This window comes from Alsobacter sp. P4_H11, assembly GCF_056400925.1.
Genome location: NZ_JBFUKI010000020.1, coordinates 17,339 through 42,407 on the forward strand (window position 1 = coordinate 17,339; position 25,069 = coordinate 42,407).

The following is a 25,069-nucleotide window of genomic DNA, read 5'->3' on the forward strand; positions in this document are numbered from 1 at the left end:
CTTTTAGACTGGATTGCTTCGCTCTCGCTTGCAATGACGATGGAGAGTTCTGCGCTCCATTCAGCGTCAGCTCGGTTTGCCGCCTCTCCGTCATCCCCGGCCAGAGCGGCGCAGCCGCGGAGGGGAAGGGGATCCAGGGCCGCCGCGCTCACCCCTGGATCCCCTTCCCGCCCCGCTTCGCGGGCCGCCGGGGATGACGGTGGAGAGGTTGCAATCTCTCCGTCATTGCGAGCCGGAGGCGAAGCAATCCAGTCTAAAGGCCGGGCTTTTAGACTGGATTGCTTCGCTCTCGCTCGCAATGACGGTGGAGAGTTCTGCGCGCTTCTTCAGCATTGACTTGGGCGGCGGAGAAGTGGGCGAAAGTCTCAGGGCTTGATCACCGGGCCGCTTCCCGGCGCGCGGCCGCCGCGGCGCAGGACGCCGGCGTTGCCGGGCTGGCACTCGGCGAAGCCGGGGCGCGGCGCCCAGTCGATCTGCAGGCGGGCCAGCCAGGTGCGGCACTCGATCTCGGTGAAGAAGCAGGATTCGGCGCCGCGCCGGTCGGCGAAGATGCGGTCCGACGAAACGTCCATGGGCCGCTGAGCGGCGATGCGCCCGATCCAGAGCGCGGCGGGGCCGTAATACGGGATCATGGCCGAGCAATCCCCGCCCCGGTCGCGCGAATACCGCATGGCGTGCTCGGGAACCTGCTGAGCCTGGGCCGGCAGGGCGAGGAGCATGACGGCGGCGGCGAGCGGGATGCGCATGCGCTGAGCCTAGCCGATTCGGTTGGGCGGACGGGATGGAGCTTTGGGCGGACCACCCTCACCCCAGCCCTCTCCCCGTGCCGGGGAGAGGGGGCGCGTCGGGGCTGGGGCGCCGGTCTTCCCTTCGCCCCGGCACGGGGGGAAGGTGGCCGAGCGAAGCGAGGTCGGATGAGGGGAGAACGCGCGGCCCAAAGGCCCTCACCCCAGCCCTCTCCCCGTGCCGGGGAGAGGGGGGCGCGTTGCGGCTGGAGAGCCGAGCGCCCCTCACCCGGCGTGGGCGAATCCCCAGTAGAGGTCGCGGAGTTTGCGGTAGAGGGGGCCGGGCTGGAGGTCGCGGTCGTCGATGCGGGTGACGGGCTGGACCTTGCCGTAGTTGCCGACCGAGAAGATCTCGTCAGCGGACTGGAAATCGGCGTAGCGCAGGGTGCCTTCCACGGTGGGCAGGCCGGCCTTGCGGGCGAGTTGTAGGACGCGCTGGCGGGTGATGCCGGCCAGGAAGCAGCCATTGGCGATGGGGGTCATCAGCACGCCGTCCTTGGCCATGAAGACGTTGGCGGTGGCGAGCTCGGCGACATTGCCCAGCATGTCGTTGAGGAGGCAATTGTCGAAGCCGCGCTTGCGGGCTTCCAGCAGCGCGCGGGCGTTGTTGGGGTAGAGGCAGCCGGCCTTGGCGTTCACCGGCATGGTCTCGATGGTGGGGCGGCGGAAGGGCGAGGCCGTGATGGCGGAGCCCTCGCCCTGCGGCATCGGGGCCTCGTGGATGCAGAGCGCGAAGCGGGTCGACTCGGCGTCCGGCGCGACCATGCCCTGGGCGCCGAATTCGGGCCAGTACATGGGGCGGATATAGAGCTCGGGGTTGTGCCCGAATTTTGCGACGCCCTCCTGGGCGAGCTCCACCATCTGGCCCACCGACATCGTGGCCTTGAGGTTCAGGGCCTCGGCCGAGCGGTTGACGCGGCCGAGATGGAGGTCGAGATCGGGCGTGACGCCCTCGAAGGCGCGGGCGCCGTCGAACACGGAAGAGCCGAGCCAGAAGGCGTGCGAGCGGGGGCCGAGGATCGGCGGATTGCCCTCATGCCATTGGCCGTCCAGCCAGGTCCAGGTTTTCGACCACTCGGTCATGGGAGCACTCCGTTGAATCGCGTGGCCCGCATCGAACCGCCCGCCGGGGCCAAGGTCAACGGAGGGTTTGAGGCCTCCCGATGACAATTGATGATCGATGGCGTGAAGGGTTGTGATCGGTTGTAAATTGCTCCGCTGCAGCCAGCCGAAGGCTTCTGTTTACACAACCATGACAGGGTGTTTCGGCGGACCGCGTTGCATATCGCGCGGCTCCCCTCCAGGAGAGCGGCATGTCGGAGTTGAAGTCGAAGAAGGTTCTGGTCGTGGACGACCAGAAGAGCATGCGGGGTTTGCTGCGCTTCGCCTTGCTGCAAATGGGCTTCGAGACGATCGACGGCGCCGAAAGCGGCGAAGAAGCCATCAAGAAGCTCACGACGGTGCGCTACGACCTGATCATCACCGACATGCACATGGGCGGCGTCTCGGGCCTCGGACTCCTGAAGGCCATTCGCCAGCACCCGGTGCTGCGCCACACGCCCGTCATCATGGCGACCAGCGAGACCTCCTCGGACACGGTTCGGCAGGCCAAGCAGCTCGGCGTGGACGCCTTCATCTTGAAGCCCGTGGACCCGAATGCGCTGCAGCTGCGGGTGAAGACGGTGCTGAAGGCGGCGTGAGGCGCTGAACGCGCCAGAATCCCTGAACGCCAAACGCCGGCGCCGCTGCCGGCGTTGTTATTTGGGCTGATATCTCAGCCCTCTCGGGTCTGACCGTTGGAGAGAGTGCGAGATTATCCTCTAACGCCCCTCATCCTGAGGAGCAGTCCCGCCTGGGCCTGCGTCTCGAAGGACGAGGGGTCCAAGGGCTGGTTCTTGGAGCGATCTGGAGTCCCTCGTCCTTCGAGACGCATCGCCGAGGGGCGATGCTCCTCAGGATGAGGGGGTGGAGGGGTCCCCCGCGAGGAGACCCGCTTTCAAGCCGCCATTCCGAGGGCGCGGGGCTCGGTTTCGGTCTTCACCTTCTGGCCGTCGAGCTTCAGGGCGAGCCAGCTGTCCTTCTTCATGTCCAGCACGGGGTCGCCGCCGTGGTCGCGGGTGAAGCAGCCGTAGAGGTCGATCGCGGCCTTGCGCAGCGGGTTCTTGGAGCCGTGCTCGGCGCCCATCACCACCGTCTTGGGGCCGATGGCGCGCAGGTGGTCGATGCTGACCTCGACGCGGTCGCCGGTGGTGATGACGATGTCGAGCGGCAGGTTGCCGTTCACGACGAGGCAATCGGCCTTCATCTCCTCGGCCAGCTCCTTCTCGATCGCGAGCCAGTCGAGCCCGCCGGTGTGGCCGAGCGCCAGCAAGGCGTTCGTGCCCGCGTCGGTCTCGTGCGAGACATGGAGCGCGATGGGGCGCCAGACGCCGCCCGGCATGGGACGGCCGGACTGCGCGCCGAAGACGCGGATGTTGGTGGCGCCGAAGCCGAGCACGTCGTCGGGCTCCAGCATCTCGACCGTGCGCGAGCCCCGGAAGGCGAGGTAGCTCGGCGGCAGCTGGATGTCCTTGCCGGCGAGTTCGACGCAGGCCTTGATGGGGAAGAATTCGTCGATGGCGGCGTAGTCCAGCTTGCCGTCGACCTCCACGCCGCTGTGGATGAAGTAGTCGATCTTGCCGTCCTCGAGCACCTCGAAGATGCGCTGCACGACCTCCTGCTGGCCCGCCGCCGAGACGTTGGAGCCATAGAGCACGCGTGAGCCGTCTTCGCACTGGACGAGGATGAGGCCACCGCCGCAAGGGTCGATGATGTGAACCTGGGTGGATGCCATGACGCCTACTCGTACAAGGACCAACCTCGTACGCAGGCCAGCCACGGGCACGATAAGGGCGGCGTCACTTCCGAAGGGTTAAAGCCGGGCGCGCACTTAACGGTTGAATCTGAACGAGTGCGCCGCCCTCCCGCGCGGAAGGGCGACGCGGGGCTGCCTACTCGGCCAGCGCGGCCAGGATGCGGGCCCAGGAGCGCGCGCCCTTGTGGAAGCTCTTGAGGTCGTACTTCTCGTTGGGCGAGTGGACCCTGTCGTCGTCCAGCCCGAAGCCGACCAGCAGGCTGTCGACGCCGAGCGTGCGCTTGAAGTCGCCGACGATCGGGATGGAGCCGCCCGAGCCCAGCGTCACCGGCGCCTTGCCCCACTCCTCCTGCAGGGCCGAGCGGGCCGCCGTCAGCTCCGGCATGTCGTAGGGCAGCTGGATGGCGCGCGATCCCTTGTGCTTGATGAACTCCACCGAGCAGTCGGCCGGGATGCGCGCCTGCACATGCGCCTTGAAGGCGGCGCTGATCTTCTCCGGGTCCTGGTCGCCGACGAGGCGGAACGAGATCTTGGCCGAGGCCTGGCCGGCGATCACGGTCTTGGCGCCCTCCCCCGTGTAGCCGCCGATGATGCCGTTGGCGTCGCAGGTGGGGCGGGACTGGACCTGCTCGATCAGCATGCGGCCCTTTTCGCCGGCCGGGATGGAGAGGCCGATGGGGCCGAGGAAGCTCTCCTCGGTCAGGCCGAGACCCTTCCACTGCTCCAGCACCTGCGTGGGCGTCTCGGGCACGCCGTCGTAGAAGCCCTCCAGCGTCACCTTTCCGTCGGCGTCATGGAGGTCGGCGATGATGCGCGACAGCACGCGGATGGGGTTCTGCGCGCCGCCGCCGAACAGGCCGGAATGGAGGTCGCGGTTGGCGCAGGTGACGATCACCTCCTCGTAGACCATGCCGCGCAGGCCGGTGGTGATCATGGGCGTGTCGCCGTCCCACATGCCGGTGTCGCAGACCAGCACGACGTCGGACTTGAGCGTCTCCTTGTTGGCCTCCACGAACTCGGGCAGGAACTTGGAGCCGTCCTCCTCGGCGCCCTCCACCAGCAGGGTGATGCCGACCGGGAGCGAGCCCGTGACAGCCTTCCAGGCGCGGCAGGCCTCCAGGAAAGTCATGACCTGGCCCTTGTCGTCGCAGGCGCCGCGCGCGGTGATGACCTTGCGGCCGTCCGGCAGCGTGGTGAGCCGCGGCTCGAAGGGCGGCGTCTCCCACAGGTTCAGCGGGTCGACCGGCTGCACGTCGTAATGGCCATAGAACATCACGTGCTTCTTGCCGGGCTTGGGCGCATGGCCGAGCACCACCGGATGACCGCCCGTCGGCTTCAGCCCGGCGTCCTCGAAGCCCAGCGTCTTGACGTCGGCGGCCAGCCACTCGGCGGCGCGCTTGCAGTCGTCCTTGAAGGCCGAGTCGGTGGAAATGGACGGAATGCGCAGGAATTCGAACAGCCGCTCCAGGGACGCATCGAGATCGGCGTCGATTTTTGCAAGAACGGCATCGAGTTCGGACATGGGATATACTCGCAGTGAAGGGAAGGCCGGGAGCCTAGCAGGGCCGAGGCGGCTGGCAAGAAACAACCGGCTGCAACGCCTGATTTATGGACACATATGCCGATTTGTGTCCATAAATCCGGATGAGCAGAATTCCTTTGAACATTCTCACGCTCTACGCGGATATCGAGCAAAGCCTGGCCGTTCCGGACGCGCCTGCCGGCTCGATCTATGATCAGGTCATCAGCGGGCGAACCTATACCTATCTGGCCGAGCGCCAGGGCGTCGCCCGGATCAAGCACTATCTCGGGCCGAAGGACGCGCCTGATACGCTGGACCGCGTCCGCGCCTCTCAGGAGGCGAGCGAACGGGAACGGGGCCGGCGCAATCTCATCCGGCTGCTCAAGACCGCCGGTTTGCCCGGCCCCACCATGGCGGTTGGGCGCGTGCTGGAAGTCATCGCCCGCGCGGGTCTGTTCGAGAACGGCGCCATGCTGGTCGGCACGGTCGCCTACCAGTGCATGGGCCCCTTGCTGGGCCGCATCCTGCCCAGCGGGGCCATGATGACGCAGGACGCCGACATTGCGACCGCCACGCTGGCGCTGGCGGCGACCCCGGACGTCGCGGCCGGTCTCGACCCTGAAGCCGACGGCGCGCAACCGGACCTGACGCTGGAAGCCATTCTCCGGCGAGCGGATCCGACCTTCCGCGGCGCGCCCAATCTGAGCAAGGCGGCGCCCCCCGCCCGCTTCAAGGCGGGGAGCGGCCTGATGATCGAGGTGCTGGCGCCGCGCCTGCGCCGTACCGATCCCACCCCGATTCCGATCAAGGGGCTCGGAGCAGGAGCCCTGCCTTTGCAGCAACTGGACTGGCTGATCGCGAACCCTGTCCGGGCGGTTGCGCTGCATGGAGCCGGCGTGTTGGTGCGTGTCCCGCAGCCCGCCCGCTACGCCGTGCACAAGCTCATCATCGCGCAAAAGCCGGAACGCAACGCCCAGAAGCGGGTCAAGGACCTTGTCCAGGCCGAGACGCTGATGGGCATCTTGCGGGACGAAGACCCCGACGCATTGGACGATGCGCTGGACGACGCGCGCAAGCGCGGCGCACGGGGCTGGGCCGAGCCGATCGCAGCGTCGTTGAAGAGCATCGGGCTGGACTGACTGCCCGCAGACTGCGCGCCCTCCTTCTCCCCCCGGGAGAAGGTGTCAGCGAAGCTGACGGATGAGGGTCTAACGGTGGGCGCCCAGGCCCGCTCGGACGGCCTTCTGCGGCGGGTGTCAGTCCCTCATCCGGCCCTTCGGGCCACCTTCTCCCGGGGGGAGAAGGGAGGCGCAGACTCGACGCGCATCTCTCTCCCGCGCAGCGGGGGAGATGTCGGCGCCAGCCGACAGAGGGGGCATCGGGGGCGGGGCTCATCCCAAGCCAAACAATGTGGCGCGGCGCGGCCCCCTCCCTGCCCTCCCCCGCTGCGCGGGAGAGGGTTCCGGCGCCGCGCTATTTCATCAGGCTTCCGAGCACGCCCCGCAGGATGGCGCGGCCGACCTGGGTGCCGACCGTGCGGGCGGCCGAGGAGGCCATGTTGGTGATGACGCGTTCGGTGACGCTGATGCGGGCGCGGCCGCCCTTGGCGGTTGACCCGCCACCGGCGAGCTGGCCGAGGATGCCGCCCAGCATGCCGCCGAGGCCGCCGGACGACGCCTGCTCCTGCGGGGCGCCGGGCGCGGGCTGGCCGGGCGCAGGCTGCGGGGTTTGCAGGCCGCGGCGCTTGGTGAGGATCTCGTAGGCGGACTCGCTGTCCACGGCCGTGTCGTATTTGCCGCGAAGACCGCTTGCCGCCATCACGCCGTTCCGCTCCTCGGGCGTGACCGGGCCGACCCGGGCCGACGGCGGCTTGATGAGCGTGCGCGAGACCATCTCGGGGATGCCCTTGCCCTCCAGCATAGACACCAGCGCCTCGCCGACGCCGAGCTGCGTGATGGCTTCCTCGGTGTTGATCTTGGGGTTCTGCCGGAAGGTGGTGGCGGCGGCCTTCACGGCCCGCTGGTCCCGCGGCGTGAAGGCGCGCAGCGCGTGCTGGACGCGGTTGCCGAGCTGGGCCAGCACGGTCTCGGGCACGTCCAGCGGGTTCTGGGTGACGAAATAGATGCCCACGCCCTTGGAGCGGATGAGCCTCACCACCTGCTCGACGGCCTCCAGCAGCGCCTTGGGGGCGTTGTTGAACAGGAGATGCGCCTCGTCGAAGAAGAAGACGAGCTTGGGCTTTTCCGGATCGCCCACTTCGGGAAGCTGCTCGAACAGCTCCGACAGCATCCACAGCAGGAAGGTGGCGTAGAGCCGCGGGTTCGCCATCAGCTTGTCGGCGGCCAGGATGTTGATCATGCCGCGGCCGGTGCGATCCAGGCGCATGAAGTCGGTGATCTGCAGCGCCGGCTCGCCGAAGAACTTGGTCGCGCCCTGGTTTTCCAGCACCAGGAGCTGGCGCAGGATGGAGCCGACCGTGGCGTCCGCCACGTTGCCGTACTGCATGGCGACGGGCTTGAGGCCGTCGTCCTTGGTCATCTCGTTCAGGAGGAGCCGAAGGTCCTTGAGGTCGATCAGCGGCAGCTGCTGGTCGTCCGCGATGCGGAACGCGATGTTGAGCACGCCCTCCTGCGTGTCGTTGAGCTCGAACAGGCGCGCCATCAGAAGTGGGCCCATCTCCAGCACGGTGGCCCGGATGGGATGGCCCTGCTGGCCGAACAGATCCCAGAACGTCACCGGGAAATCGTCGGGCTGGTAGTCGTAGCCCATGTCCTTGGCGCGCTTCACGAAGGCGTCCTTGGGCTCGCCCATGGCGGCGAGCCCCGACAGGTCGCCCTTCACGTCGGCGGCGAACACCGGGACGCCGGCGTTGGAGAGGCCCTCGGCCAGCACCTGCAGGGTCACGGTCTTGCCGGTGCCGGTGGCGCCGGTGACGAGGCCGTGTCGGTTGGCGAGCTTCAGCAGCAGCTGCTCGGGCTTTTCGCTGTGTCCGATGATTACGCTGTCGTCCGCCATGGCGCTGCTCGTCTCCGGCGCGGAATCCCCTCCCGCGCATTGCTTTGGCGCACGTTATACAAGCTGAGGGCGCCTCGCCAACGCCCCACGGGATGGTTTACATGTATACTCTTGTGAATCGGCAAGCGGGCCCTGATGATGGCCCAAAGCGTGGCGCAGGCCGCCACAGGGAGACGACATGGAAGAGCTCATTCAACGCATCAGAGCCGCATCCGGCATGGATGCGGCCATGACCACCAAGGCGGTCGGCATCATCCTGGGGTTTCTGCAGAAGGAGGCCCCGGCCGAGGACGTCGCCACCATGTTCAACGCCATGCCGGGCTCGCAGGAGCTCGCGGCCGCGCATGCGGAAGGCGGAAGCGGCGGCGGCATCATGGGGGCGATCGGCGGCATGATGGGCGGCGGCGGCCTGATGGCGCTGGCCGGCAAGCTGACGTCGGCCGGGCTTTCGATGGACCAGATGCAGGTGCTCGGAAAGGAGCTCTTCGCGTATGGCCGCGAGAAGGCCGGCGAAGACACGATGGGCGCCATCGTGGGCGCGGTGCCGGGCCTCGGCCAGTTCGTCTGACGATTTTTGCCCCGGGCGGTTCGCCGCCCGGGCGTCTCGTGTGTGTGTTGCGTGCAGCGTGATCCGGGGCGCGGCGACCAACTGTGAAAGGCTTCCGCGCCCTTCCAAAGAAGGGGGAGCCGTTCATGTCGTCCTATTCCATCGCCACCATCGAGGGCATCGGGCCCAAATTCGCCGAGAAGCTCAAGGGCGCCGGCGTCGCCACCACGGCGGCGCTGCTGGAGCGCGCCAAGACGCCGGCAGGCCGCAAGGAGCTCGCCGCCGCGGCCGGGCTCGATGAAAGCCAGATCCTGAAATGGGCCAACATGGCCGATCTGATGCGCGTTAAGGGCGTCGGCGAGGAATATTCCGAGCTGCTCGAAGCGGCCGGCGTCGACACCGTGAAGGAACTGCGCACCCGCAACGCCGCCAACCTGGCCAAGGCCATGGCGGACGCCAACCTCAAGAAGAAGCTGGTGCGCCAGCTGCCGAGCGAGACCGTGGTGGCGAAGTGGGTGGAAGACGCCAAGTCGCTGACGCCCGCGCTGACATACTGAGCGTTCGGGCGAAGTTCCTCCGTCGGGGCCCTCCCCGTGGTTGCGAGCGCAGCAAACGCAATCCAGTCTAACGCCCGGCTTTTAGACTGGATTGCTTCGCCTCCGGCTCGCAATGACGGCGAGGCGTTGGGACTGGGGACACCCTCCCCGGCGATCACCCGGTTGCGGGGTGCGCTCAACTCTCTCCGTCATCCCCGGCGGCGCGAAGCGCCGGGAAGGGGATCCAGGGCAGCCGCGCCTTTGCCCCTGGATCCCCTTCCCAACCTGCTGCGCAGGTCGCCGGGGATGACGGCGTACTGCAAGTGCTGGTCCGTGGTTGCGCGCGGCGACCGCGATCCAGCATGACGCCCGGCTTTTAGACTGGATTGCTTCGCCTCCGGCTCGCAATGACGGCGAGGCGTTGGGATAGGGGACACCCCGTCATTGCGAGCGGCAGCGAAGCAATCCAGCTAATGGTGGGCCAGTGGGCTCGGCGCCTCAACCCGGCGTCTGGCTCGCCTCGTCGCCTCGCTTCACGCGATGACGGGGGCGCACCCGCCACCGGGAACACATCGCGCCAAACCGTTCGCCGAACGGAGGGTGGCGCGGGGACGGGCGGGCGTGGCATGGTCGGGGCCACCAGCGACCTTCAGCGAGCGCCCCGGATGACGCAGCCTTTCGTCTCCTCGTTTCCGATTCCGACCCGCGAGCAGTGGACGTCCCTCGTGGATGCGGTGCTGAAGGGCAAGGATTTCGAGCGCACGCTGGTGGGCCGCACCTATGACGGGCTGCGCATCGAGCCGCTCTACGAGAAGGCCGAAGGCGTCGCGCCGATCGCCGGACGGGCGCCGGGCGCGGGCTGGAACGTGCTGCAGCGCGTCGACAATCCCGATGTCGGGCAGGCGCACGCGCAGGCGATGACGGACCTGGAAGGCGGCGCGACCGGGTTGCAGCTCGTGTTCGCGGGCGCGCAGGGCGCGCATGGGTTCGGCCTCCCGGACGGCTCGCGCGAGACCGTGGCGGCGGCGCTGGACGGCGTGATGCTGGACGCTATCCACCTTGAGATCGACCTCTCCTTTGCGTGCAAGGACGCGGCCGAAGCCATCGCCGCGCTCGTGGTGGCGCGTGGGCATCTTCCGGGCGAGGTCAGCATCGCATTCGGCTACGACCCCATGGGGCAGATGCTGATGCTGGGCGGCCTGCCCGTCGCGTGGCCGCAACTGGCCGGGATGTTCGCCGAAACGACCCGCTCGATCGCGGATCGCGGGTTCAAGGGGCCGATCGCGGCTGCGGATGGCCGGATCGTGCATGCGGCCGGCGGATCGGAAGCGCAGGAGCTCGCTTATGCGGTGGCGTCGGCGCTCACCTATTGGCGGGCTCTGGAGGCGGGCGGGTTCGACCTCGACGCGGCGCGCGGGTTGATCGGCTTTCGGCTGGCCGCGGATGCGGACCAGTTCCTGACCATCGCGAAGTTCCGGGCGCTGCGGCGGTTGTGGGCGCGGGTTGAGGCGGCGTGCGGGCTCGCGCCGCGGCCGATCCGCATTCATGCCGAGACGGCGTGGCGCATGATGACGCGCCGCGACCCCTGGGTGAACCTGCTGCGCCAGACCGTGGCGGTGTTTTCGGCCGGCGTCGGCGGGGCCGACAGCATCAGCGTGCTGCCGTTCACGCAGGCGCTCGGCCTGCCGGACGCCTTCGCGCGGCGCGTGGCGCGTAACACGCAGCTGGTGCTGCTGGAGGAAAGCAACCTCGCCAAGGTGGCCGACCCGGCCGCCGGCGCGGGCGGGCTGGAGGCGCTGACGGACGAACTCTGCGGCGCCGCCTGGACGCTGCTGCAGGAGATCGAGAAGGCGGGAGGCCTGCCGGCCGCGCTGGAGGCCGGACTGCTGCAGGGCAGGATCGCGGCGACGCGCGCCGAGCGCGAGAAGGCGGCGGCGCGCCGCAAGGACGCGATCACGGGCGTGAGCGAGTTCCCGGACGTGCGCGAGACGCCCGTGGACGTGCTGGCGGCGATGCCGCCGGCGGCGCCGGCGCCGATGTTCTCCGGCGTCGCGCCGCTGCCGGCGTGGCGGCCGGCCGAGCCCTTCGAGGCGTTGCGCGACGCGGCCGACGCCATGCGGGCGGCGGGGGGCCAGCCAAGCGTGTTCCTGGCCAATCTCGGGCCCATATCGGCGTTCACCGCGCGGGCGACGTTCGCCAAGAACCTGTTCGAGGCAGGCGGGATCGCGGCCGTGTCGAATGACGGCTTCGCGCGGGCGGACGGCGCCACGGATCTCGAAGCGCTCGTGGGGGCGTTCCGGGCGAGCGGCGCGCCGCTGGCCTGCCTGTGCGCGTCGGACGAGATCTACGGACGCGAGGCGGCCGATGCCGCGCGGGCGCTGGTCGGCGCGGGAGCGCGGCGCGTGTATCTGGCGGGCAGGCCCGGCGAGATGGAGGCGGCGCTCACGGCCGCGGGCGTCGGCGGCTTCGTGTTCGCCGGCATGGACGTGGCGGCGGCGTTGCGCGACGCGCAGGCGGCGCTGGGGTGAGCGGACGCCCTCAGACTTATTGCCGTGGCGCCGCTGTTCGACGGGGCCGCGGGCCGCATGTTAATTTGGGCTGAGCGCAAGGACCGTCCATGACCCGCATCCCGGATTTCTCCGCCATCCCGTTCGAGACCGTCGCGTGCCCGCCATCGGCCGGCGGCGACGCGTGGATGACGCCCGAGGAGATCCCGGTGAAGCCGGTCTACACGGAGGCGGACCGGTCCGGGCTGGCGGCCGTGGACACGCTGCCGGGGCTGCCGCCCTATCTGCGCGGCCCCTACCCCACCATGTATGTGAACCAGCCCTGGACGGTGCGCCAATACGCCGGTTTCTCGACGGCGGAGGACAGCAACGCCTTTTACCGCCGCAACCTCGCGGCCGGCCAGAAGGGCCTGTCGGTGGCGTTCGATCTCGCCACCCACCGCGGCTATGACTCCGACCATCCGCGCGTCAGCGGCGACGTCGGCATGGCGGGCGTGGCGATCGATTCCATTTACGACATGCGGACGCTGTTCTCGGGCATTCCGCTCGACCAGATGAGCGTGTCGATGACCATGAACGGCGCGGTGCTGCCCGTGCTCGCGCTGTTCATCGTGGCGGCCGAGGAGCAGGGCGTCCCGGCCGAGAAGCTGAGCGGGACCATTCAGAACGACATTCTGAAGGAGTTCATGGTCCGCAACACCTATATCTACCCGCCTGCGCCCTCGATGCGGATCATCTCGGACATCTTCGCCTACACGTCGCAGAAGATGCCGAAGTTCAACTCGATCTCGATCTCCGGCTACCACATGCAGGAGGCGGGCGCGACGCAGGACCTGGAGCTCGCCTACACGCTGGCGGACGGCGTCGAATATCTGCGCGCCGGCATCGGGGCCGGGCTCACGGTGGACCAATTCGCGCCGCGGCTGTCGTTCTTCTGGGCGATCGGCATGAACTTCTTCATGGAGGTCGCCAAGCTGCGCGCCGCGCGGCTGCTGTGGGCGGAGCTCGTGAAGCCGTTCGGGCCCAAGAGCGACAAGTCGCTGCCGCTGCGCACGCATTCGCAAACGTCCGGCTGGTCGCTCACCGCGCAGGACGTTTTCAACAACGTCGTCCGCACCCAGATCGAGGCCATGGCGGCCACGCAGGGGCACACGCAGTCGCTGCACACCAACGCGCTCGACGAGGCGCTGGCGCTGCCGACGGACTTCTCGGCCCGCATCGCCCGCAACACACAGCTCTTCCTCCAGCAGGAGAGCGGCACGACGCGCATCATCGACCCGTGGGGCGGCTCCTTCTACGTGGAGCGGCTCACGGCCGAGCTCGCCCAGAAGGCCTGGGAGCATATCCAGGAGGTTGAGCAGCTCGGCGGCATGGCCAAGGCCATCGAGGCCGGCATCCCGAAGCTGCGCATCGAGGAGGCGGCCGCCAAGACGCAGGCGCGCATCGACGGCGGCAAGCAGTCGGTGATCGGCGTGAACAAGTTCCGGCCCAACGACGACCGGCCCATCGACGTGCTGAAGGTCGAGAACGCCTCAGTGCGGGCGCAGCAGCTCGACAAGCTCGCGCGCCTGAAGGCCGAGCGCGATCCCGCGGCCGTGGAGGCGGCGCTGACGGCGCTCACCAACGGCGCGCAGGGGAACGCCAACCTGCTCGCGCTGGCCGTGGATGCGGCCCGCGCCAAGGCGACCGTGGGCGAGATCTCGATGGCGCTCGAAAAGGTGTTCGGGCGCCACCGGGCGGACATCCGCTCCATCTCGGGCGTTTACAAGCGGGAGGTGGGAGCCATGTCGGTCTCGCGCGTGCAGACCATGGTGGAAGACTTCGCCGAAGCCGACGGCCGGCGGCCGCGCATCCTCGTCGCCAAGATGGGCCAGGACGGTCACGACCGCGGCCAGAAGGTGATCGCGTCGGCCTTCGCGGATCTCGGCTTCGACGTCGACATCGGGCCGCTCTTTGCCACCCCGGCCGAGGCCGCCCGGCAGGCGGTGGAAAACGACGTCCACATCGTCGGCGTCTCGTCGCTGGCGGCCGGGCACCTGACGCTGGTGCCCGAACTCAAGGCCGCGCTTGCGGAGGCCGGCCGGCCGGACATCATGATCGTGGTGGGCGGCGTGATCCCGCCGGGCGATTTCGAGGCGCTGCGCCAGGCCGGCGCCTCCGCGATCTTCCCGCCCGGCACCGTGATCGCGGATGCGGCCGTGAGCCTGCTGGAGGAGCTCAACCGGCGGCTGGGCTACGCGCCGCGGCAGGCGGCCGAGTAGAGCCGCGCGCTGCCGCAACGGCGCGGCGCGTTAGTTGCATCTACAAATAGTACAACCAATGCGCGATTACATTCGTGACTGATCAAGATACTTGGTGTTAAGCCGCATGTTCTAGTCTGCCTGCATGGCGACTATCACCATCAACTATCTTCCCCAAGACGTTCTCGTCGCGTTGGCCCGCGGCGCGGCGGAGCACCACGATTCCATCGAGGACGAGGCGCGGCGCATCCTGATGCGTTTCTTCGCCGACTCGCGCGGCCAGGCCCAGCAGACCTGGGCGCGCCGGCAGGCGGACCTCTACCGCTACGGCAAGATGCTGTCCGTCACCAGCAACCCCGTATCGGTCCTGCGCAGCCAGCGCCTGGAGCGGGACGCCATGATCGGCGGCCCGGACCCGACGGAGATCGTCCGGTGAAGATGCTGATCGACGCCAGCGTGGCGCTGAGCTGGTTCGTGGTCTGCGAAGAGACCGAGGCCAGCCTCGCGCTGCTCGAGCGCCGCCGGCTGCGCGCGCCCGACATCCTGGCCGCCGAGGTGCGGGGCGCGCTCCGCACCCTCTCGGCGCGGGGCGAACTGCCTCAAAGGCAGCTCTCCGGCATGGAGCGGCGCCTGAGCCAGCTCGCCATCGAGATGTCGCCGTCGGACCCGCATCTGCGGGAGGCGTTCCGGCTGGCGCAGATCATAAGCGAGCCGATCTATTCCTGCATCTATCTCGCGCTCGCGCAGGCGCTCGACATGCCGGTGGTCACCGCCGACCGCCGCTTCTACGCGGCCGCGCGCCGCTCGCCCGCGACAGCGGGTCACGTCCGCTTCATCAGCGAGGCGGCCTGATCGGGCAAGGCGCGCCTTGGTTCCGCCTTCGTGGATCACCATTTGCTCCCCTCATGCTCGGGATCAAACGCGTGCTCCTCGGTTTCCTCGCCCTTTTCATTCTTCCGCTCGGACTTCACGCCGCCTGGTGGGCGGCGCAGGACAGGCCGCGCGACTGGTCGACCGCGAACTGGTCGAGCGCCGGCCTTTTGCCGCCGGCCACGCAGAAGCCCGAGGCCATGCTGCGGGTCTATGCCGGCCGGGTCGGCTGGTGGCGGGGCATCTTCGCGCATCACACCTGGATCGTGATCAAGGACCGCGGCGCCGCCCGCTACACCCGTTACGACGTGGTGGGCTGGGGCTCGCCGGTGCGCACCGACAACTGGGCCCCCGATGCGCGCTGGTTCGGGCAGGATCCCGAGCAGATCGCCTCCATCGAGGGGCCGACCGCCGAGGCCTTGATCCCGCGCGTGCGCGAGGCCGTGCGCCAATACCCCTTCTCCAAGGCCGGCGGCTACCGCGCCTGGCCGGGGCCGAACTCCAACACCTTCGTGAACTTCGTGCTCGCCGCCATCCCGGAGGCCGGCATCGCGCTGCCGCCCACCGCGCTCGGCAAGGACTACCGCGCCGACGGCTCGCTGTTCGGCTTCACGCCGAGCCGCACCGGCGTGCAGGTCGCGTTCGGCGGATTGCTGGGCGTAACGGTGGGGTGGATCGAGGGCCTGGAGGTCAACGTGCTCGGCCTCGTGGCCGGCGTCGACCTGCGCCGGCCGGCGCTGAAGCTCCCCGGCTTCGGCCGCATCGGCTGGCCATTCGAGCCCGTGATCGGCGACGCGGACCCGACGCCGACGCGAGGGTGAGACGGCGAGAGGCTGAGACGGCCAGGCCATCCTGTCGTCATTGCGAGCGGCAGCGAAGCAATCCAGCCTAACGCCGTGGCTTTAGGCTGGATTGCTTCGCCTCTGGCTCGCAATGACGGCGAGGGGGCTGAAACAGCCGCCCCACCCTCCCGTCATCCCCGGCGGCGCGCAGCGCCGGGAAGGGGATCCAGGGCCGCCGCGCTCACTCCTGGATCCCCTTCCCGACCTGCTGCGCAGGTCGCCGGGGATGACAACGAAGTAGTGGAAAGGCCTTGGCCACCCTGTCGTCATTGCGAGCGACAGCGAAGCAATCCAGTCTAACGCCGTGGCTTTAGGCTGGATTGCTTCGCCTTTGGCTCGCAACGACGGCGGGGGTGGCCCCGCTCAGAACGCCTTGAACGTGATTATCGTGTGCGTGTCGATGATGTCCGGGATCGGGTGCACCTTCTCGCCGATGAAGTGGCCGATATCGATGTCGTCATCGACGTGGAACTTGGCCAGGATGTCGAAATTCCCCGCCGTCGAGTAGATCTCCGACGCGATTTCGGCGTCCGCCAGCCGGCTCGCCACGTCGTAGGTCTTGCCCAGCTTGCACTTGATCTCGACGAAAAAGGTCTGCATCGCCCCGCCCTGGATTGGTGTCGCCGGACCATAGCGCCGTGGTCCGGCGGCGTCACGCCCTACGGCCGCCCCGCCGCCTCCGCCAGCGCTGCGAGGCGGCGCGTCATCGGGCTGCCGGGGTCGGCCAGCGGGGCGATCACGGTGAAATGGTTGGCGTCGTCCACGGCCTCGTAGCGCGTCTGCACGCCGGCCTTGCCCCAGGCATCCGCGATGGTGCGGCTCTGGCGCAGGTATTCGGCGCTTTCCGCGCCGCCCACCACGGCGTCCAGCGTGCGGCCGCGCGGCGGGTCCCAGAACAGGGGCGACAGCCGGCGCGCCTCGGCGGCGTCGAGGCCGAGCGCCGTGTTGACGCTGGTTCCCACCAGCGGCTCCAGTTCGAACAGGCCCGAAAGCGCATAGGCGGCCGGAACCAGCCCGGCCGGGAGCGCGGGATCGACCTCGCCCCAGTTGGTCGCCAGCATGCAGGCCGCCAGGTGCCCGCCGGCCGAGTGGCCGGCCACCACGACGGGCCGCTCGAACCTTCGCCATGCGAACGCGCAGGCCCGGCGCATCTGGTCCACGATGGCGCCCACCGTCACGGCCGGGCACAGGTCGTAGCTCGGCATCGCGACCGTGACGCCGCGCGACACGAGCCCGCGCGCGAGATGGCTGAAGGAGGCGCGGTCCAGGCCCTGCCAGTAGCCGCCATGGATGAACAGCACGACCGGCCCGCTTCCGTCGCCGAAGATGTCCAGCTTGGTGCGCTCGCTGTCCCCATAGGCGAGGCCCAGTTCACCGCCCGCGCTCTCCCGGTAGGCGGCCGCGTCGCGCGCCCATCCGGCGATGATGGCGGGGTGCTCGGGCACGCGCGCCCGGTTGTTGTACTCGGCCTCGTAGTCGATGCTCATGCGATGCTCCCGCTTCGCGCCGGAGAATGGGCCCAAGGCCGCCCCGCCCACAAGAGCCGCCCCGCTCACAACGGCCCGCCGACGCGGAGGCTCGGAGCGCCTGTGGGTTGCGGTGTCGGGCGGGCTTTGACACTCTCCGCGCCCGAGAGGGCGGCGCACCCCCGCCGCCCAGGAGAATGAGATGAACAACCCGGTACTGGTCGAGATCACGCGCGGCGCGGTGGTCGAATCGCGCCATCGCGGCGCGGTCGCCGTCGTGGATGCGAGCGGCGCGACCGTCTTCAGCGTGGGCGACGTCGCCCGCCCCGTGTTTCCCCGCTCGGCCGTAAAGGCCTTCCAGGCGCTGCCCCTGATCGAGAGCGGCGCGGCCGACCGCTACAACCTGTCGGCGTCGGAGCTGGCCCTCGCGGTGGCGTCCCACTCCGGCGAGCCGCGTCACGCTGATCTTGCGGCGGGCGTGCTCGCCAAGGCGGGACGGGACGTGAACTGCCTTGAATGCGGCTCGCATTGGCCGCTGAACGAGGAGGTGGCTCGCGATCTCGCGGCCTCGGGCGCGAGGCCCTCCGCCCTGCATAACAACTGCTCCGGCAAGCACGCCGCCTTCGTGTGCCTCGCCTGCCACCTCGGCGAGGACCCGGCCGGCTACGTGCAGGCCGAGCACCGCGTGCAACGCGAGGTGAAGGCCGCCCTGGAGAGCATGACCGGGACAACCCTGGGCGACGACGTGCGCGGCACGGACGGCTGCGCCATCCCCACCTACGCGATCCCGATCGCCGCGCTGGCGGCCGGCTTCGCGCGTTTCGGCGCCGGCGTCGGCATGGACCAGGATCGCGCCCGCGCGGCGAGCCGGATTCGCGACGCGGTCGCGGCCCAGCCCTGGGCGGTGGCGGGCAAGAACCGCCTCGACACCGTGCTGATGGAGCTGTTCGGCACGCGTGTCTTCATGAAGACGGGCGCTGAGGGCGTTTATTGCGCGGCGCTGCCCGAACTCGGGCTGGGGATCGCCCTCAAGGTCGACGACGGCGCCAAGCGGGCCGCCGAATGCATCATGGCGGCGCTGCTCGGGCGCTATCTGGAGCTTTCGGATGCCGAGCACGCCGGCCTCGAACCCCATGTCCGGCCCATCCAGCGCAACTGGAACGGCCTTGACGTCGGCGCGACCCGACCGGCCGGGGCCCTGGCCTGAACGGCGGCGGCAGGCGCCGGAGCTGCGTCGAAAACGCGCGCCTGGCGTGCGTTGAGTAGTCTACGACTACGCCCCGCTACCCAAGCCGTAACCGTTGATGCATCCTGCGCAAGCGCCCGACAAGAGGCGCACCAGGGAGGCATCGATGCCCAGCATGAAGACCATCGTGTGGTCTGCCGCCGTTGCGCTGCTCGCCACGTCAGCGTTGTCCACCGCCGCTTCCGCCCAGAACGCGCCCGGCAATCTCGAGAAGCTCGGCGCCTTCAAGACCACCGGGGCGACCCCGGAAATCCCGCTCGTTCCGCAGACGGGCCGCAAGGCCGACGCTATCAAGAAAAACCTCGCCAAGGTCAAGCTTCCGCCTGGCTTCAAGATCTCGCTCTATGCGCTGGTGCCGGATGCGCGCCACATCGCGGTGGGGCCGCAGGGCGTCGTCACCTTCGTGGGCACCCGCAAGAACAAGGTCTACGCGGTCACGGATCGCGGCAAGTCCGGCGTCGCCGACGAGGTGAAAGCCTTCGCGTCCACCATCGACATGGTGATCCCGAACGGCGTCTGCTTCTCCAAGGACGGCTTCCTGTTCGTCGCCGAGCAGAACCGCGTGCTGATGTTCCCGGCCGCCGAGTTCTTCTACGAGAGCCCGGACGTGGTGGCGGTGCCGATCGTCGCGCAGGGCGACCTCATCCCCAAGGAGGAGGAGAGCTACAACCACACCGCCCGCGTCTGCCGCATCGGGCCGGACGACAAGCTCTACGTCACGCTCGGCCAGCCCTTCAACGTGCCCGCGCCCGAGAAGGCGGAGCTCTACGGAAAGTGGGGCATCGGCGGCATCGTGCGCTTCGACCGCGAGGGCAAGAACCGCGAAGTGTTCGCCAACGGCATCCGCAACTCGGTCGGCATGGACTTCAACCCCAAGGACAAGTCGCTCTGGTTCACCGATAACCAGGTCGACGGCATGGGCGACAAGATCCCGCCGGGCGAGCTCAACCGCGCCAACCAGCCCGGCATGAACTTCGGCTTCCCTTGGTATGGCGGCGGCAAGGTCCGCACCGCCGAGTACAAGGACGCGACGCCGCCCGAGACCGCCGTGGCCCCGCAGGTCGAGATGGACGCGCACGCGGCCGACCTCGGCATGACCTTCTACGCCGGCAAGATGTTCCCCAAGAAGTACCAGGGCGCGATCTTCTCCGCCCAGCACGGCTCGTGGAACCGCACCGACCCGATCGGCGCCCGCGTGATGCTGACCACGCTCAAGGAAGACGGCACCGCCGACAAGACCGAAGTCTTCGCCGAAGGCTGGCTGACGCCAGACGGCGAGTATCTCGGCCGCCCGGTGGACGTCGCCGTGCTCAAGGACGGCTCGCTGCTCGTGTCGGACGATTTCGCCGGCGCGCTGTATCGGATCACCTACGAGGGACGTTAAGGGCCAGCACGCCGCGCCGGTTGATCCCGGCGCGGCGCCAATCCCGGAGTTGAGCGAGCCCGGAGTTTCGCCGTGAGACGCATCCCCCAAGCCGCCCGCAAGGCGGCGACCATGGCCGCTTGTGCGGCCCTCTTCGCCGTGGCGATCGCGCCCGCCCAGGCCGGCGACGTGAAGGCCGGCCGGCAGAAGGCCCTGCAGTGCCAGACCTGCCACGGGCTCGACGGTCGCTCCAAGCTGCCCGAGGCGCCCAACCTCTCGGGCCAGGTCGAGCCCTACCTCGTCAAGGCGCTGCAGGAGTACAAGACCGGCGCGCGCAAGAACGAGATGATGAGCGTGGTGGCGCCAAACCTCAGCGACGCCGACATCGCCGACCTCGCGGCTTATTACGCGGCCATCGAGATTGAGGTGGTCGGAAAGCCGTGACAGGCTGAGGGCGCCTCTTCGCAAGGCGCCCCTGAGCCGGAGTGAACGACGATGCGCGTGATGGTGATCGTGAAGGCCACGCAGGACAGCGAGCAGGGGATCATGCCCTCCGTCGAGCTGATGGAGGCCATGGGCCGCTTCAACGAGGAGCTCGCCAAGGCCGGGATCATGCGCTCGGGCGACGGCCTCAAGCCCTCCCGCCACGGCAAGCGCGTGGCGTTCGACGGCGACGGCCGCACGGTGATCGACGGGCCGTTCCCGCACACGAGCGAACTCGTGGCCGGCTTCTGGATGTGGGACGTCAAGGACATGGACGAGGCGGTCGCCTGGGTGAAGCGCTGCCCCAACCCGATGCCCGGCCCCAGCGAGATAGAGATCCGCCCGCTCTACGAGATGGAGGATTTCGGCGACGCCGTCACGCCCGAGTCCATCGCCGGCCACGAGAACGCCCGGCGCATCCTCGAAGGCGGCGGCTAAAGCGTCATCCCACCAAGAGGCTGCCGGTTGGTGGAAAAAGATGATGCTTAGACAGGAAGCTGAAGCAGCTGACCTGATGCAATCAGGTCGGCCGCTCTAGTCCAGCCCCATCAGCCCGGCGATCTCCTCGGCCGCCACCGTGGCCGAGAGCGCGCCGTCGGCGACGCCGGCCTCCAGCGCGGGCAGCCGGTCCCGCACGGCCGGATCGTTGCGGAGCCGGGCGAACAGCCGGTCCTCCACCATCGCCCACATCCACTTCACCTGCTGGGCGCGCCGCCGCGCGGCGAGCTCGCCCGTGGCGGTCAGCCGGGCGCGATGGTCCTCGATCTTCGCCCAGAGATCGTCCAGGCCGACATTGTCGAGCCCCGAGATGGTGATCACCGGCGGCGTCCAGGTCGGCGTCTTCGGCGCCAGAATGTGCAGCGCGGCGCGGTATTCCGCCGCCGCCGCGCGGGCGCGGGTCTTGCCCTCGCCCTCGGCCTTGTTCACCGCGATCATGTCGGCGATCTCGAGCACGCCCTTCTTGATGCCCTGCAGCTCGTCGCCCGCGCCGGGCAGCATCAGCACGAGAAAGAAATCCGTCATGTCCGCCACGGTGGTCTCGGACTGGCCGATCCCCACCGTCTCGACCAGGATCACGTCGAAGCCGGCCGCCTCGCACAGCAGCATCGTCTCGCGGGTCTTCGCCGCCACGCCGCCCAGCGTGCCGGAGGACGGCGAGGGGCGGATGAACGCCTGCGGGTCCACGGCCAACCGCTGCATCCGGGTCTTGTCGCCCAGGATCGAGCCGCCCGTGCGGGTGGAGGACGGATCCACGGCCAGCACCGCCACCTTGTGGCCCGCCGCCGTCAGGTTGGAGCCGAGCGTATCGATGGTGGTGGACTTGCCGACCCCTGGCACGCCCGTGATCCCCACCCGCAAAGCGCCGCCGCAGCGCGGCAGCAGCCGCTGCACCAGCGCGCGCGCGGCCGCCTGGTGGTCGGCCCGCCTGGATTCGATCAGCGTGATGCCCCGCGCCAGCGCGGCGCGCTCGCCCGCCGCGATACGGGTCGCGAGGTCGTCGACGTCTGGCGGAAGGGGAGCAGCGGCCATGGTTTAGCAGGCTTACGGCGCCGCCCGGGTGGGTTCAACCACCGCCGGCCGCGACGGCCTCAAGGCTGTGGAATCCGTCGCATTGCAACCCTGGCGACAGGCGAGTACCAATCTCCAGGATAGTCGACTTGCAACGAGCCCCTCATCCCCAGGAGCATCGCACCCGGCGATGCGTTTCGAAGGACGAGGGACTCCAGTCCGTGATCATTATCGAGCGCGCTGGACCCCTCGTCCTTCGAGACGCAGGCCCAAAGCGGGCCTGCTTTTGGGGATGAGGGCTTTGAGAGGTTGATCGGCTAGGCTCTGAGCAGCATATCTGGGGGCAGACCGTGGCGGGCGTTTCGCGTTGGATGGTGGCGGGCCTGTTGGCCGCGCTGCTCGGAGGCTGCGCCGGCGGTCCGCCCAAGGGCGTGCTCGAGCCCGTCGGGAACATCCCGCCCGGCGCCGCGCTGGTCGCCATCAATGTCGCCACCACCCGCGCGCGCCCGGCCGATGAGCCGCTGGCCATGTTCGACGGCGAGCGCGCCAAGGCGGTGGACCACGCCCGGCTGGTGATCTCCATCCCGCCCAGCCACGTTTCCGGCCTGGTTGAATGGCCCCGCAGCGCCAAGGGCGACCCGCGGCGCAACTTCGTGACCGCGTCGCGCGACTACGTGTCGGACGCCGCCTTCATCGACAACGTCCGCAAGGCGATGGCGAGCCGCCCGCCGGCTGATCGCACCATCCTGGTCTTCGTCCACGGCTACAACACGACATTCGAGGAATCAGTCTACCGCTTCGCCCAGATCGTCCACGATTCGGGCTTCAAGGGCGTTCCGGTGCTGTTCACCTGGCCGTCGCGCGGCCAGTTGCTGCAATACCCGTATGATCGCGAAAGCGCCGTCTACTCGCGCGACGATCTCGAGACCACCTTGCGGCTGCTCGCCACCCGCTCGGGCGCGGGCAAGATCGACATCCTGGCCCACAGCATGGGCAACATGCTCACCATGGAGACCATGCGGCAGGCCGCCATCCGGGGCGACGGCCGCTTCGGCGGCAAGCTCGGCCAGATCATGCTCGCCGCGCCCGACATCGATGTCGACGTCTTCCGCCGCCAGCTCGCCACCGTCGCGCCGCTCAAGCTGCCCATGACGGTGTTCGTCAGCGCCGACGACAAGGCGCTCTCGATCTCGAAATACGTCTGGGGCGGCACGGCCCGCGCCGGCGCCACCGTGGTCTCGGATCCGGAGGTCATCGCCCGCCTCGCGGCCAGCAACATCACGATCTACGATCTCTCGTCGATCCGGGTGGACGATTCCACCAACCACACGAAATTCGCCGAGTCGCCGCAGGTCGTGCAGCTCATCGGCCGGCGGCTCGCCACCGACAACGGCATCGAGACGCGCGGTCCCGGCCTCGGCGAGGGGCTCGTCGCGCTGGGCGCCACGCTCGGAACCACCGTCGGAACCGCCGCCAGCGTGGCGACCGCGGTGCCGACCGCCGTGCTCGGCGGCGCCGCCAACGCGGCCGGGAGCGTGCTCGAGCAGGCGGCCCAATAAACGAACGTGGCCGCCGCCAACTGTGTCCCGCAGGCCGCAGCCGGTCGGGAACAACACGCAGTCGCGCCTCCGGTCCCAATTGCGACACGTTGCGCCCTGATAGCGTTGCGGGAACCGCCGCTTGCGCGTCGTTAACGTGCGCTTAAGCCCGGCGGAGCGAACTGGGGCGAAGGCCGCCGCCTGGCGGGGCCGTTTCGCAAAGATCCGGAAGGGGTTGCCGTGCCGTCTTGCACGAAGGGTTCAGCCGTCGCGACGCAGCGGCGGGCGCTGCGCGGGGCCGCCGCGCTCATGCTGGCGCTCGCGGTGGCGGGCTGCGGCGCGAATGCGGGCGGCCTTGCTGGCGTGTCCGCCATGCTGGGCTCCGGCGCGTCCGAGCAGGGCCGCGTCACGCGGATTTTCGTGGCCTCCACACGCAAGCCCGAGAGCGGCGACTCATCCCGCATTCCGCGCTTCAACCTGTCGGCGATCAGCATCCCGCCCGGCCATCAGCCCGGCGTCATCGAGAAGCCGAGCTTCGGCTCGCCCAGCCCCAGCCGCCATTTCGTGATCGAGGGCGAGCGCAAGCTCGACGCCCAGCGCTTCCAGCAGGAGATCGCCACGCAGCTCTCCGGCCGCGTCGGCGTCAGCCGCGACGTGCTGGTCTTCGTGCACGGCTTCAACACCAATTACGACGAGGCCCGGCTCCGCCTCGCCCAGATCGTGGCCGATTCGGGCTTCAATGGCGTGCCCGTGCTGTTCACCTGGCCGTCGCGCGCCCAGATCCTGGCCTATGGCTCCGACAAGGAAAGCGCCACGGCCTCGCGCGATCACCTCGAGAAGCTCATCGAGGATCTCGGCCAGGCGCCCGGCGTCGGCCGTGTCCACATCCTGGCCCACTCCATGGGCACGTGGCTCGCCATGGAGGCCATGCGGCAAGCCGCCATCGGCGGCAAGGCCGATCTCGGCGGCCATCTCGGCGAGGTCATGCTCGCCGCGCCCGATATCGATCTCGATGTTTTCCGAGCCCAGATGAGCCGCCTCGGCTCCGTCGCGCGCGTGTCGGTTTTCGCCGCCGCGGACGACCGGGCCCTGTCGGTGTCGAGCACGCTCGCGGGCGACCGCATGCGCCTCGGCGCGCTGGACCTCAGCAATCCCGAGCACGTCGACGACCTCAAGGGCCTCAACGTTCGCGTCTACGACCTGTCGAAGACCAAGAGCTCCGACATGTTCCGCCACGTCACCTTCGCGGAAGCCCCCAGCGTCGTGCAGTCCATCGGCACGCAACTCGCCACGGTGCGGACCGAAGACAAGGGCATGGAAAACAAGCAGGCCCAGTCCTTCATCGACCCGCAGGCCGGCTCACCCACCCCCTACGCCGGCGACGGCGTCGCCCCCGCCATCCCGGCCCCCGTCAGCACCGCCCCACTCCTCGCCCCCGGAGCGGCACAGACCCCCTCGACCTCCATCCGCTAGCGCGCTTGGCCCCACCGCCTCGCCGTCATTGCGAGCCAGAGGCGAAGCAATCCAGCCTAAAGGCCCGGAGTTAGGCTGGATCGCTTCGCTGTCGCTCGCAATGACGCCAGGGTGGCCCCGGCCTCTCCACCGCCTCGCCGTCATCCCCGGCGACCTGCGCAGCAGGTCGGGAAGGGGATCCAGGAGTGAGCGCGGCGGCCCTGGATCCCCTTCCCGGCGCTGCGCGCCGCCGGGGATGACGGGAGGGTGGGGCGGCTGTTTCAGCCCCCTCGC

23 protein-coding genes are annotated in these 25,069 nt (G+C 69.1%); 15 read left to right on the forward strand and 8 right to left on the reverse strand.

Going from position 1 to position 25,069, the window contains the following annotated elements; translation table 11 throughout:
• Nucleotides 1-365: 365 nt before the first annotated feature.
• Both AC1DSZ_RS23870 and AC1DSZ_RS23875 read right to left on the reverse strand, forming a co-directional pair.
• Nucleotides 366-746: a hypothetical protein gene (locus AC1DSZ_RS23870; RefSeq protein WP_476840802.1), complete on the reverse strand. Its 381-nt coding sequence runs from the start codon at nucleotides 744-746 to the stop codon at nucleotides 366-368.
• Nucleotides 747-1,010: 264 nt separating this feature from the next.
• Complete coding sequence (locus AC1DSZ_RS23875) at nucleotides 1,011-1,868, reverse strand: branched-chain amino acid aminotransferase (RefSeq protein WP_476840803.1); 858 nt, start codon at nucleotides 1,866-1,868, stop codon at nucleotides 1,011-1,013.
• 230 nt (nucleotides 1,869-2,098) lie between these two features.
• On the opposite strand from AC1DSZ_RS23875, the gene AC1DSZ_RS23880 reads away from it, so the two are divergent.
• Nucleotides 2,099-2,485: a response regulator gene (locus AC1DSZ_RS23880; RefSeq protein ID WP_188516801.1), complete on the forward strand. Its 387-nt coding sequence runs from the start codon at nucleotides 2,099-2,101 to the stop codon at nucleotides 2,483-2,485.
• A gap of 296 nt (nucleotides 2,486-2,781) precedes the next feature.
• Here AC1DSZ_RS23880 and AC1DSZ_RS23885 read toward each other — a convergent pair whose 3' ends face one another.
• Nucleotides 2,782-3,618 (reverse strand): hypothetical protein, encoded by an 837-nt coding sequence (locus AC1DSZ_RS23885; RefSeq protein ID WP_476840804.1) that lies wholly within the window; start codon nucleotides 3,616-3,618, stop codon nucleotides 2,782-2,784.
• 157 nt (nucleotides 3,619-3,775) lie between these two features.
• The gene (locus AC1DSZ_RS23890) at nucleotides 3,776-5,161 is read right to left on the reverse strand and encodes a dipeptidase (RefSeq protein WP_476840805.1); all 1,386 of its coding nucleotides are present in this window, start codon (nucleotides 5,159-5,161) and stop codon (nucleotides 3,776-3,778) included.
• A 137-nt stretch (nucleotides 5,162-5,298) separates the two neighbouring features.
• On the opposite strand from AC1DSZ_RS23890, the gene AC1DSZ_RS23895 reads away from it, so the two are divergent.
• On the forward strand, nucleotides 5,299-6,300 hold the full coding sequence (locus AC1DSZ_RS23895; RefSeq protein ID WP_476840806.1) for a GSU2403 family nucleotidyltransferase fold protein: 1,002 nt from the start codon (nucleotides 5,299-5,301) through the stop codon (nucleotides 6,298-6,300).
• A gap of 334 nt (nucleotides 6,301-6,634) precedes the next feature.
• Here the strand turns inward: AC1DSZ_RS23895 and AC1DSZ_RS23900 are convergent, their stop codons facing one another.
• A complete protein-coding gene (locus tag AC1DSZ_RS23900; RefSeq protein ID WP_476840807.1) occupies nucleotides 6,635-8,176 on the reverse strand; it encodes a helicase HerA-like domain-containing protein in 1,542 nt (513 codons plus the stop codon).
• Between the two features lie 178 nt (nucleotides 8,177-8,354).
• Here AC1DSZ_RS23900 and AC1DSZ_RS23905 point away from each other — a divergent pair, with 178 nt between their 5' ends.
• The 7 genes from AC1DSZ_RS23905 (at nucleotide 8,355) to AC1DSZ_RS23935 (ending at nucleotide 15,697) form a co-directional block, all read left to right on the forward strand.
• On the forward strand, nucleotides 8,355-8,744 hold the full coding sequence (locus tag AC1DSZ_RS23905; RefSeq protein ID WP_476840808.1) for a DUF2267 domain-containing protein: 390 nt from the start codon (nucleotides 8,355-8,357) through the stop codon (nucleotides 8,742-8,744).
• A gap of 125 nt (nucleotides 8,745-8,869) precedes the next feature.
• Nucleotides 8,870-9,280, forward strand: coding sequence for a DUF4332 domain-containing protein (locus tag AC1DSZ_RS23910; protein ID WP_476840809.1), 411 nt, complete (start codon nucleotides 8,870-8,872; stop codon nucleotides 9,278-9,280).
• 605 nt (nucleotides 9,281-9,885) lie between these two features.
• A complete protein-coding gene (locus AC1DSZ_RS23915) occupies nucleotides 9,886-11,787 on the forward strand; it encodes a methylmalonyl-CoA mutase subunit beta (protein WP_476840810.1) in 1,902 nt (633 codons plus the stop codon).
• 89 nt (nucleotides 11,788-11,876) lie between these two features.
• Nucleotides 11,877-14,027, forward strand: coding sequence for a methylmalonyl-CoA mutase (scpA, locus tag AC1DSZ_RS23920; protein ID WP_476840811.1), 2,151 nt, complete (start codon nucleotides 11,877-11,879; stop codon nucleotides 14,025-14,027).
• Nucleotides 14,028-14,151: 124 nt separating this feature from the next.
• Nucleotides 14,152-14,442 carry a FitA-like ribbon-helix-helix domain-containing protein gene (locus tag AC1DSZ_RS23925; RefSeq protein ID WP_476840812.1) on the forward strand — a complete coding sequence of 97 codons (291 nt, stop codon included), beginning with the start codon at nucleotides 14,152-14,154 and terminating at the stop codon, nucleotides 14,440-14,442.
• Nucleotides 14,443-14,444: 2 nt separating this feature from the next.
• On the forward strand, nucleotides 14,445-14,858 hold the full coding sequence (locus tag AC1DSZ_RS23930) for a type II toxin-antitoxin system VapC family toxin (RefSeq protein WP_476840820.1): 414 nt from the start codon (nucleotides 14,445-14,447) through the stop codon (nucleotides 14,856-14,858).
• A 71-nt stretch (nucleotides 14,859-14,929) separates the two neighbouring features.
• On the forward strand, nucleotides 14,930-15,697 hold the full coding sequence (locus AC1DSZ_RS23935) for a DUF3750 domain-containing protein (protein ID WP_476840813.1): 768 nt from the start codon (nucleotides 14,930-14,932) through the stop codon (nucleotides 15,695-15,697).
• A 384-nt stretch (nucleotides 15,698-16,081) separates the two neighbouring features.
• On the opposite strand, the gene AC1DSZ_RS23940 is transcribed toward AC1DSZ_RS23935, so the two are convergent.
• Both AC1DSZ_RS23940 and AC1DSZ_RS23945 read right to left on the reverse strand, forming a co-directional pair.
• Nucleotides 16,082-16,318 (reverse strand): Lrp/AsnC ligand binding domain-containing protein, encoded by a 237-nt coding sequence (locus AC1DSZ_RS23940; RefSeq protein ID WP_188516785.1) that lies wholly within the window; start codon nucleotides 16,316-16,318, stop codon nucleotides 16,082-16,084.
• A gap of 59 nt (nucleotides 16,319-16,377) precedes the next feature.
• Nucleotides 16,378-17,205, reverse strand: coding sequence for an alpha/beta hydrolase (locus tag AC1DSZ_RS23945; protein ID WP_476840814.1), 828 nt, complete (start codon nucleotides 17,203-17,205; stop codon nucleotides 16,378-16,380).
• Between the two features lie 181 nt (nucleotides 17,206-17,386).
• Between AC1DSZ_RS23945 and AC1DSZ_RS23950 the strand changes: the two genes are divergently transcribed.
• The 4 genes from AC1DSZ_RS23950 to AC1DSZ_RS23965 all read left to right on the forward strand — a co-directional run bounded on the left by AC1DSZ_RS23950 (nucleotide 17,387) and on the right by AC1DSZ_RS23965 (nucleotide 20,714).
• Nucleotides 17,387-18,391, forward strand: coding sequence for an asparaginase (locus AC1DSZ_RS23950; RefSeq protein ID WP_476840815.1), 1,005 nt, complete (start codon nucleotides 17,387-17,389; stop codon nucleotides 18,389-18,391).
• A 154-nt stretch (nucleotides 18,392-18,545) separates the two neighbouring features.
• The gene (locus tag AC1DSZ_RS23955; RefSeq protein ID WP_476840821.1) at nucleotides 18,546-19,814 is read left to right on the forward strand and encodes a PQQ-dependent sugar dehydrogenase; all 1,269 of its coding nucleotides are present in this window, start codon (nucleotides 18,546-18,548) and stop codon (nucleotides 19,812-19,814) included.
• Nucleotides 19,815-19,925: 111 nt separating this feature from the next.
• The gene (locus AC1DSZ_RS23960) at nucleotides 19,926-20,237 is read left to right on the forward strand and encodes a c-type cytochrome (RefSeq protein WP_476840822.1); all 312 of its coding nucleotides are present in this window, start codon (nucleotides 19,926-19,928) and stop codon (nucleotides 20,235-20,237) included.
• A gap of 51 nt (nucleotides 20,238-20,288) precedes the next feature.
• Nucleotides 20,289-20,714: a YciI family protein gene (locus tag AC1DSZ_RS23965; protein ID WP_476840816.1), complete on the forward strand. Its 426-nt coding sequence runs from the start codon at nucleotides 20,289-20,291 to the stop codon at nucleotides 20,712-20,714.
• A 96-nt stretch (nucleotides 20,715-20,810) separates the two neighbouring features.
• Here AC1DSZ_RS23965 and meaB read toward each other — a convergent pair whose 3' ends face one another.
• Nucleotides 20,811-21,806: a methylmalonyl Co-A mutase-associated GTPase MeaB gene (gene meaB / locus AC1DSZ_RS23970; RefSeq protein WP_476840817.1), complete on the reverse strand. Its 996-nt coding sequence runs from the start codon at nucleotides 21,804-21,806 to the stop codon at nucleotides 20,811-20,813.
• A gap of 329 nt (nucleotides 21,807-22,135) precedes the next feature.
• Between meaB and AC1DSZ_RS23975 the strand changes: the two genes are divergently transcribed.
• Nucleotides 22,136-23,344: an alpha/beta hydrolase gene (locus AC1DSZ_RS23975; RefSeq protein ID WP_476840818.1), complete on the forward strand. Its 1,209-nt coding sequence runs from the start codon at nucleotides 22,136-22,138 to the stop codon at nucleotides 23,342-23,344.
• A gap of 219 nt (nucleotides 23,345-23,563) precedes the next feature.
• Nucleotides 23,564-24,796: an alpha/beta hydrolase gene (locus AC1DSZ_RS23980; protein ID WP_476840819.1), complete on the forward strand. Its 1,233-nt coding sequence runs from the start codon at nucleotides 23,564-23,566 to the stop codon at nucleotides 24,794-24,796.
• The last annotated feature ends 273 nt before the right edge of the window (nucleotides 24,797-25,069 follow it).

Bases quoted from the DNA above. Each gene is read 5' to 3' on its own strand.
- scpA (WP_476840811.1), top strand. From the start codon at position 11,877: ATGACCCGCATCCCGGATTTCTCCGCCATCCCGTTCGAGACCGTCGCG.
- AC1DSZ_RS23900 (WP_476840807.1), bottom strand. From the start codon at position 8,176: ATGGCGGACGACAGCGTAATCATCGGACACAGCGAAAAGCCCGAGCAG.
- AC1DSZ_RS23955 (WP_476840821.1), top strand. From the start codon at position 18,546: ATGAAGACCATCGTGTGGTCTGCCGCCGTTGCGCTGCTCGCCACGTCA.
- AC1DSZ_RS23950 (WP_476840815.1), top strand. From the start codon at position 17,387: ATGAACAACCCGGTACTGGTCGAGATCACGCGCGGCGCGGTGGTCGAA.
- AC1DSZ_RS23945 (WP_476840814.1), bottom strand. From the start codon at position 17,205: ATGAGCATCGACTACGAGGCCGAGTACAACAACCGGGCGCGCGTGCCC.
- AC1DSZ_RS23910 (WP_476840809.1), top strand. From the start codon at position 8,870: ATGTCGTCCTATTCCATCGCCACCATCGAGGGCATCGGGCCCAAATTC.
- AC1DSZ_RS23915 (WP_476840810.1), top strand. From the start codon at position 9,886: ATGGTCGGGGCCACCAGCGACCTTCAGCGAGCGCCCCGGATGACGCAG.
- meaB (WP_476840817.1), bottom strand. From the start codon at position 21,806: ATGGCCGCTGCTCCCCTTCCGCCAGACGTCGACGACCTCGCGACCCGT.
- AC1DSZ_RS23965 (WP_476840816.1), top strand. From the start codon at position 20,289: ATGCGCGTGATGGTGATCGTGAAGGCCACGCAGGACAGCGAGCAGGGG.
- AC1DSZ_RS23870 (WP_476840802.1), bottom strand. From the start codon at position 746: ATGCGCATCCCGCTCGCCGCCGCCGTCATGCTCCTCGCCCTGCCGGCC.
- AC1DSZ_RS23925 (WP_476840812.1), top strand. From the start codon at position 14,152: ATGGCGACTATCACCATCAACTATCTTCCCCAAGACGTTCTCGTCGCG.
- AC1DSZ_RS23880 (WP_188516801.1), top strand. From the start codon at position 2,099: ATGTCGGAGTTGAAGTCGAAGAAGGTTCTGGTCGTGGACGACCAGAAG.
- AC1DSZ_RS23885 (WP_476840804.1), bottom strand. From the start codon at position 3,618: ATGGCATCCACCCAGGTTCACATCATCGACCCTTGCGGCGGTGGCCTC.
- AC1DSZ_RS23940 (WP_188516785.1), bottom strand. From the start codon at position 16,318: ATGCAGACCTTTTTCGTCGAGATCAAGTGCAAGCTGGGCAAGACCTAC.
- AC1DSZ_RS23890 (WP_476840805.1), bottom strand. From the start codon at position 5,161: ATGTCCGAACTCGATGCCGTTCTTGCAAAAATCGACGCCGATCTCGAT.
- AC1DSZ_RS23905 (WP_476840808.1), top strand. From the start codon at position 8,355: ATGGAAGAGCTCATTCAACGCATCAGAGCCGCATCCGGCATGGATGCG.
- AC1DSZ_RS23930 (WP_476840820.1), top strand. From the start codon at position 14,445: ATGCTGATCGACGCCAGCGTGGCGCTGAGCTGGTTCGTGGTCTGCGAA.
- AC1DSZ_RS23960 (WP_476840822.1), top strand. From the start codon at position 19,926: ATGGCCGCTTGTGCGGCCCTCTTCGCCGTGGCGATCGCGCCCGCCCAG.
- AC1DSZ_RS23875 (WP_476840803.1), bottom strand. From the start codon at position 1,868: ATGACCGAGTGGTCGAAAACCTGGACCTGGCTGGACGGCCAATGGCAT.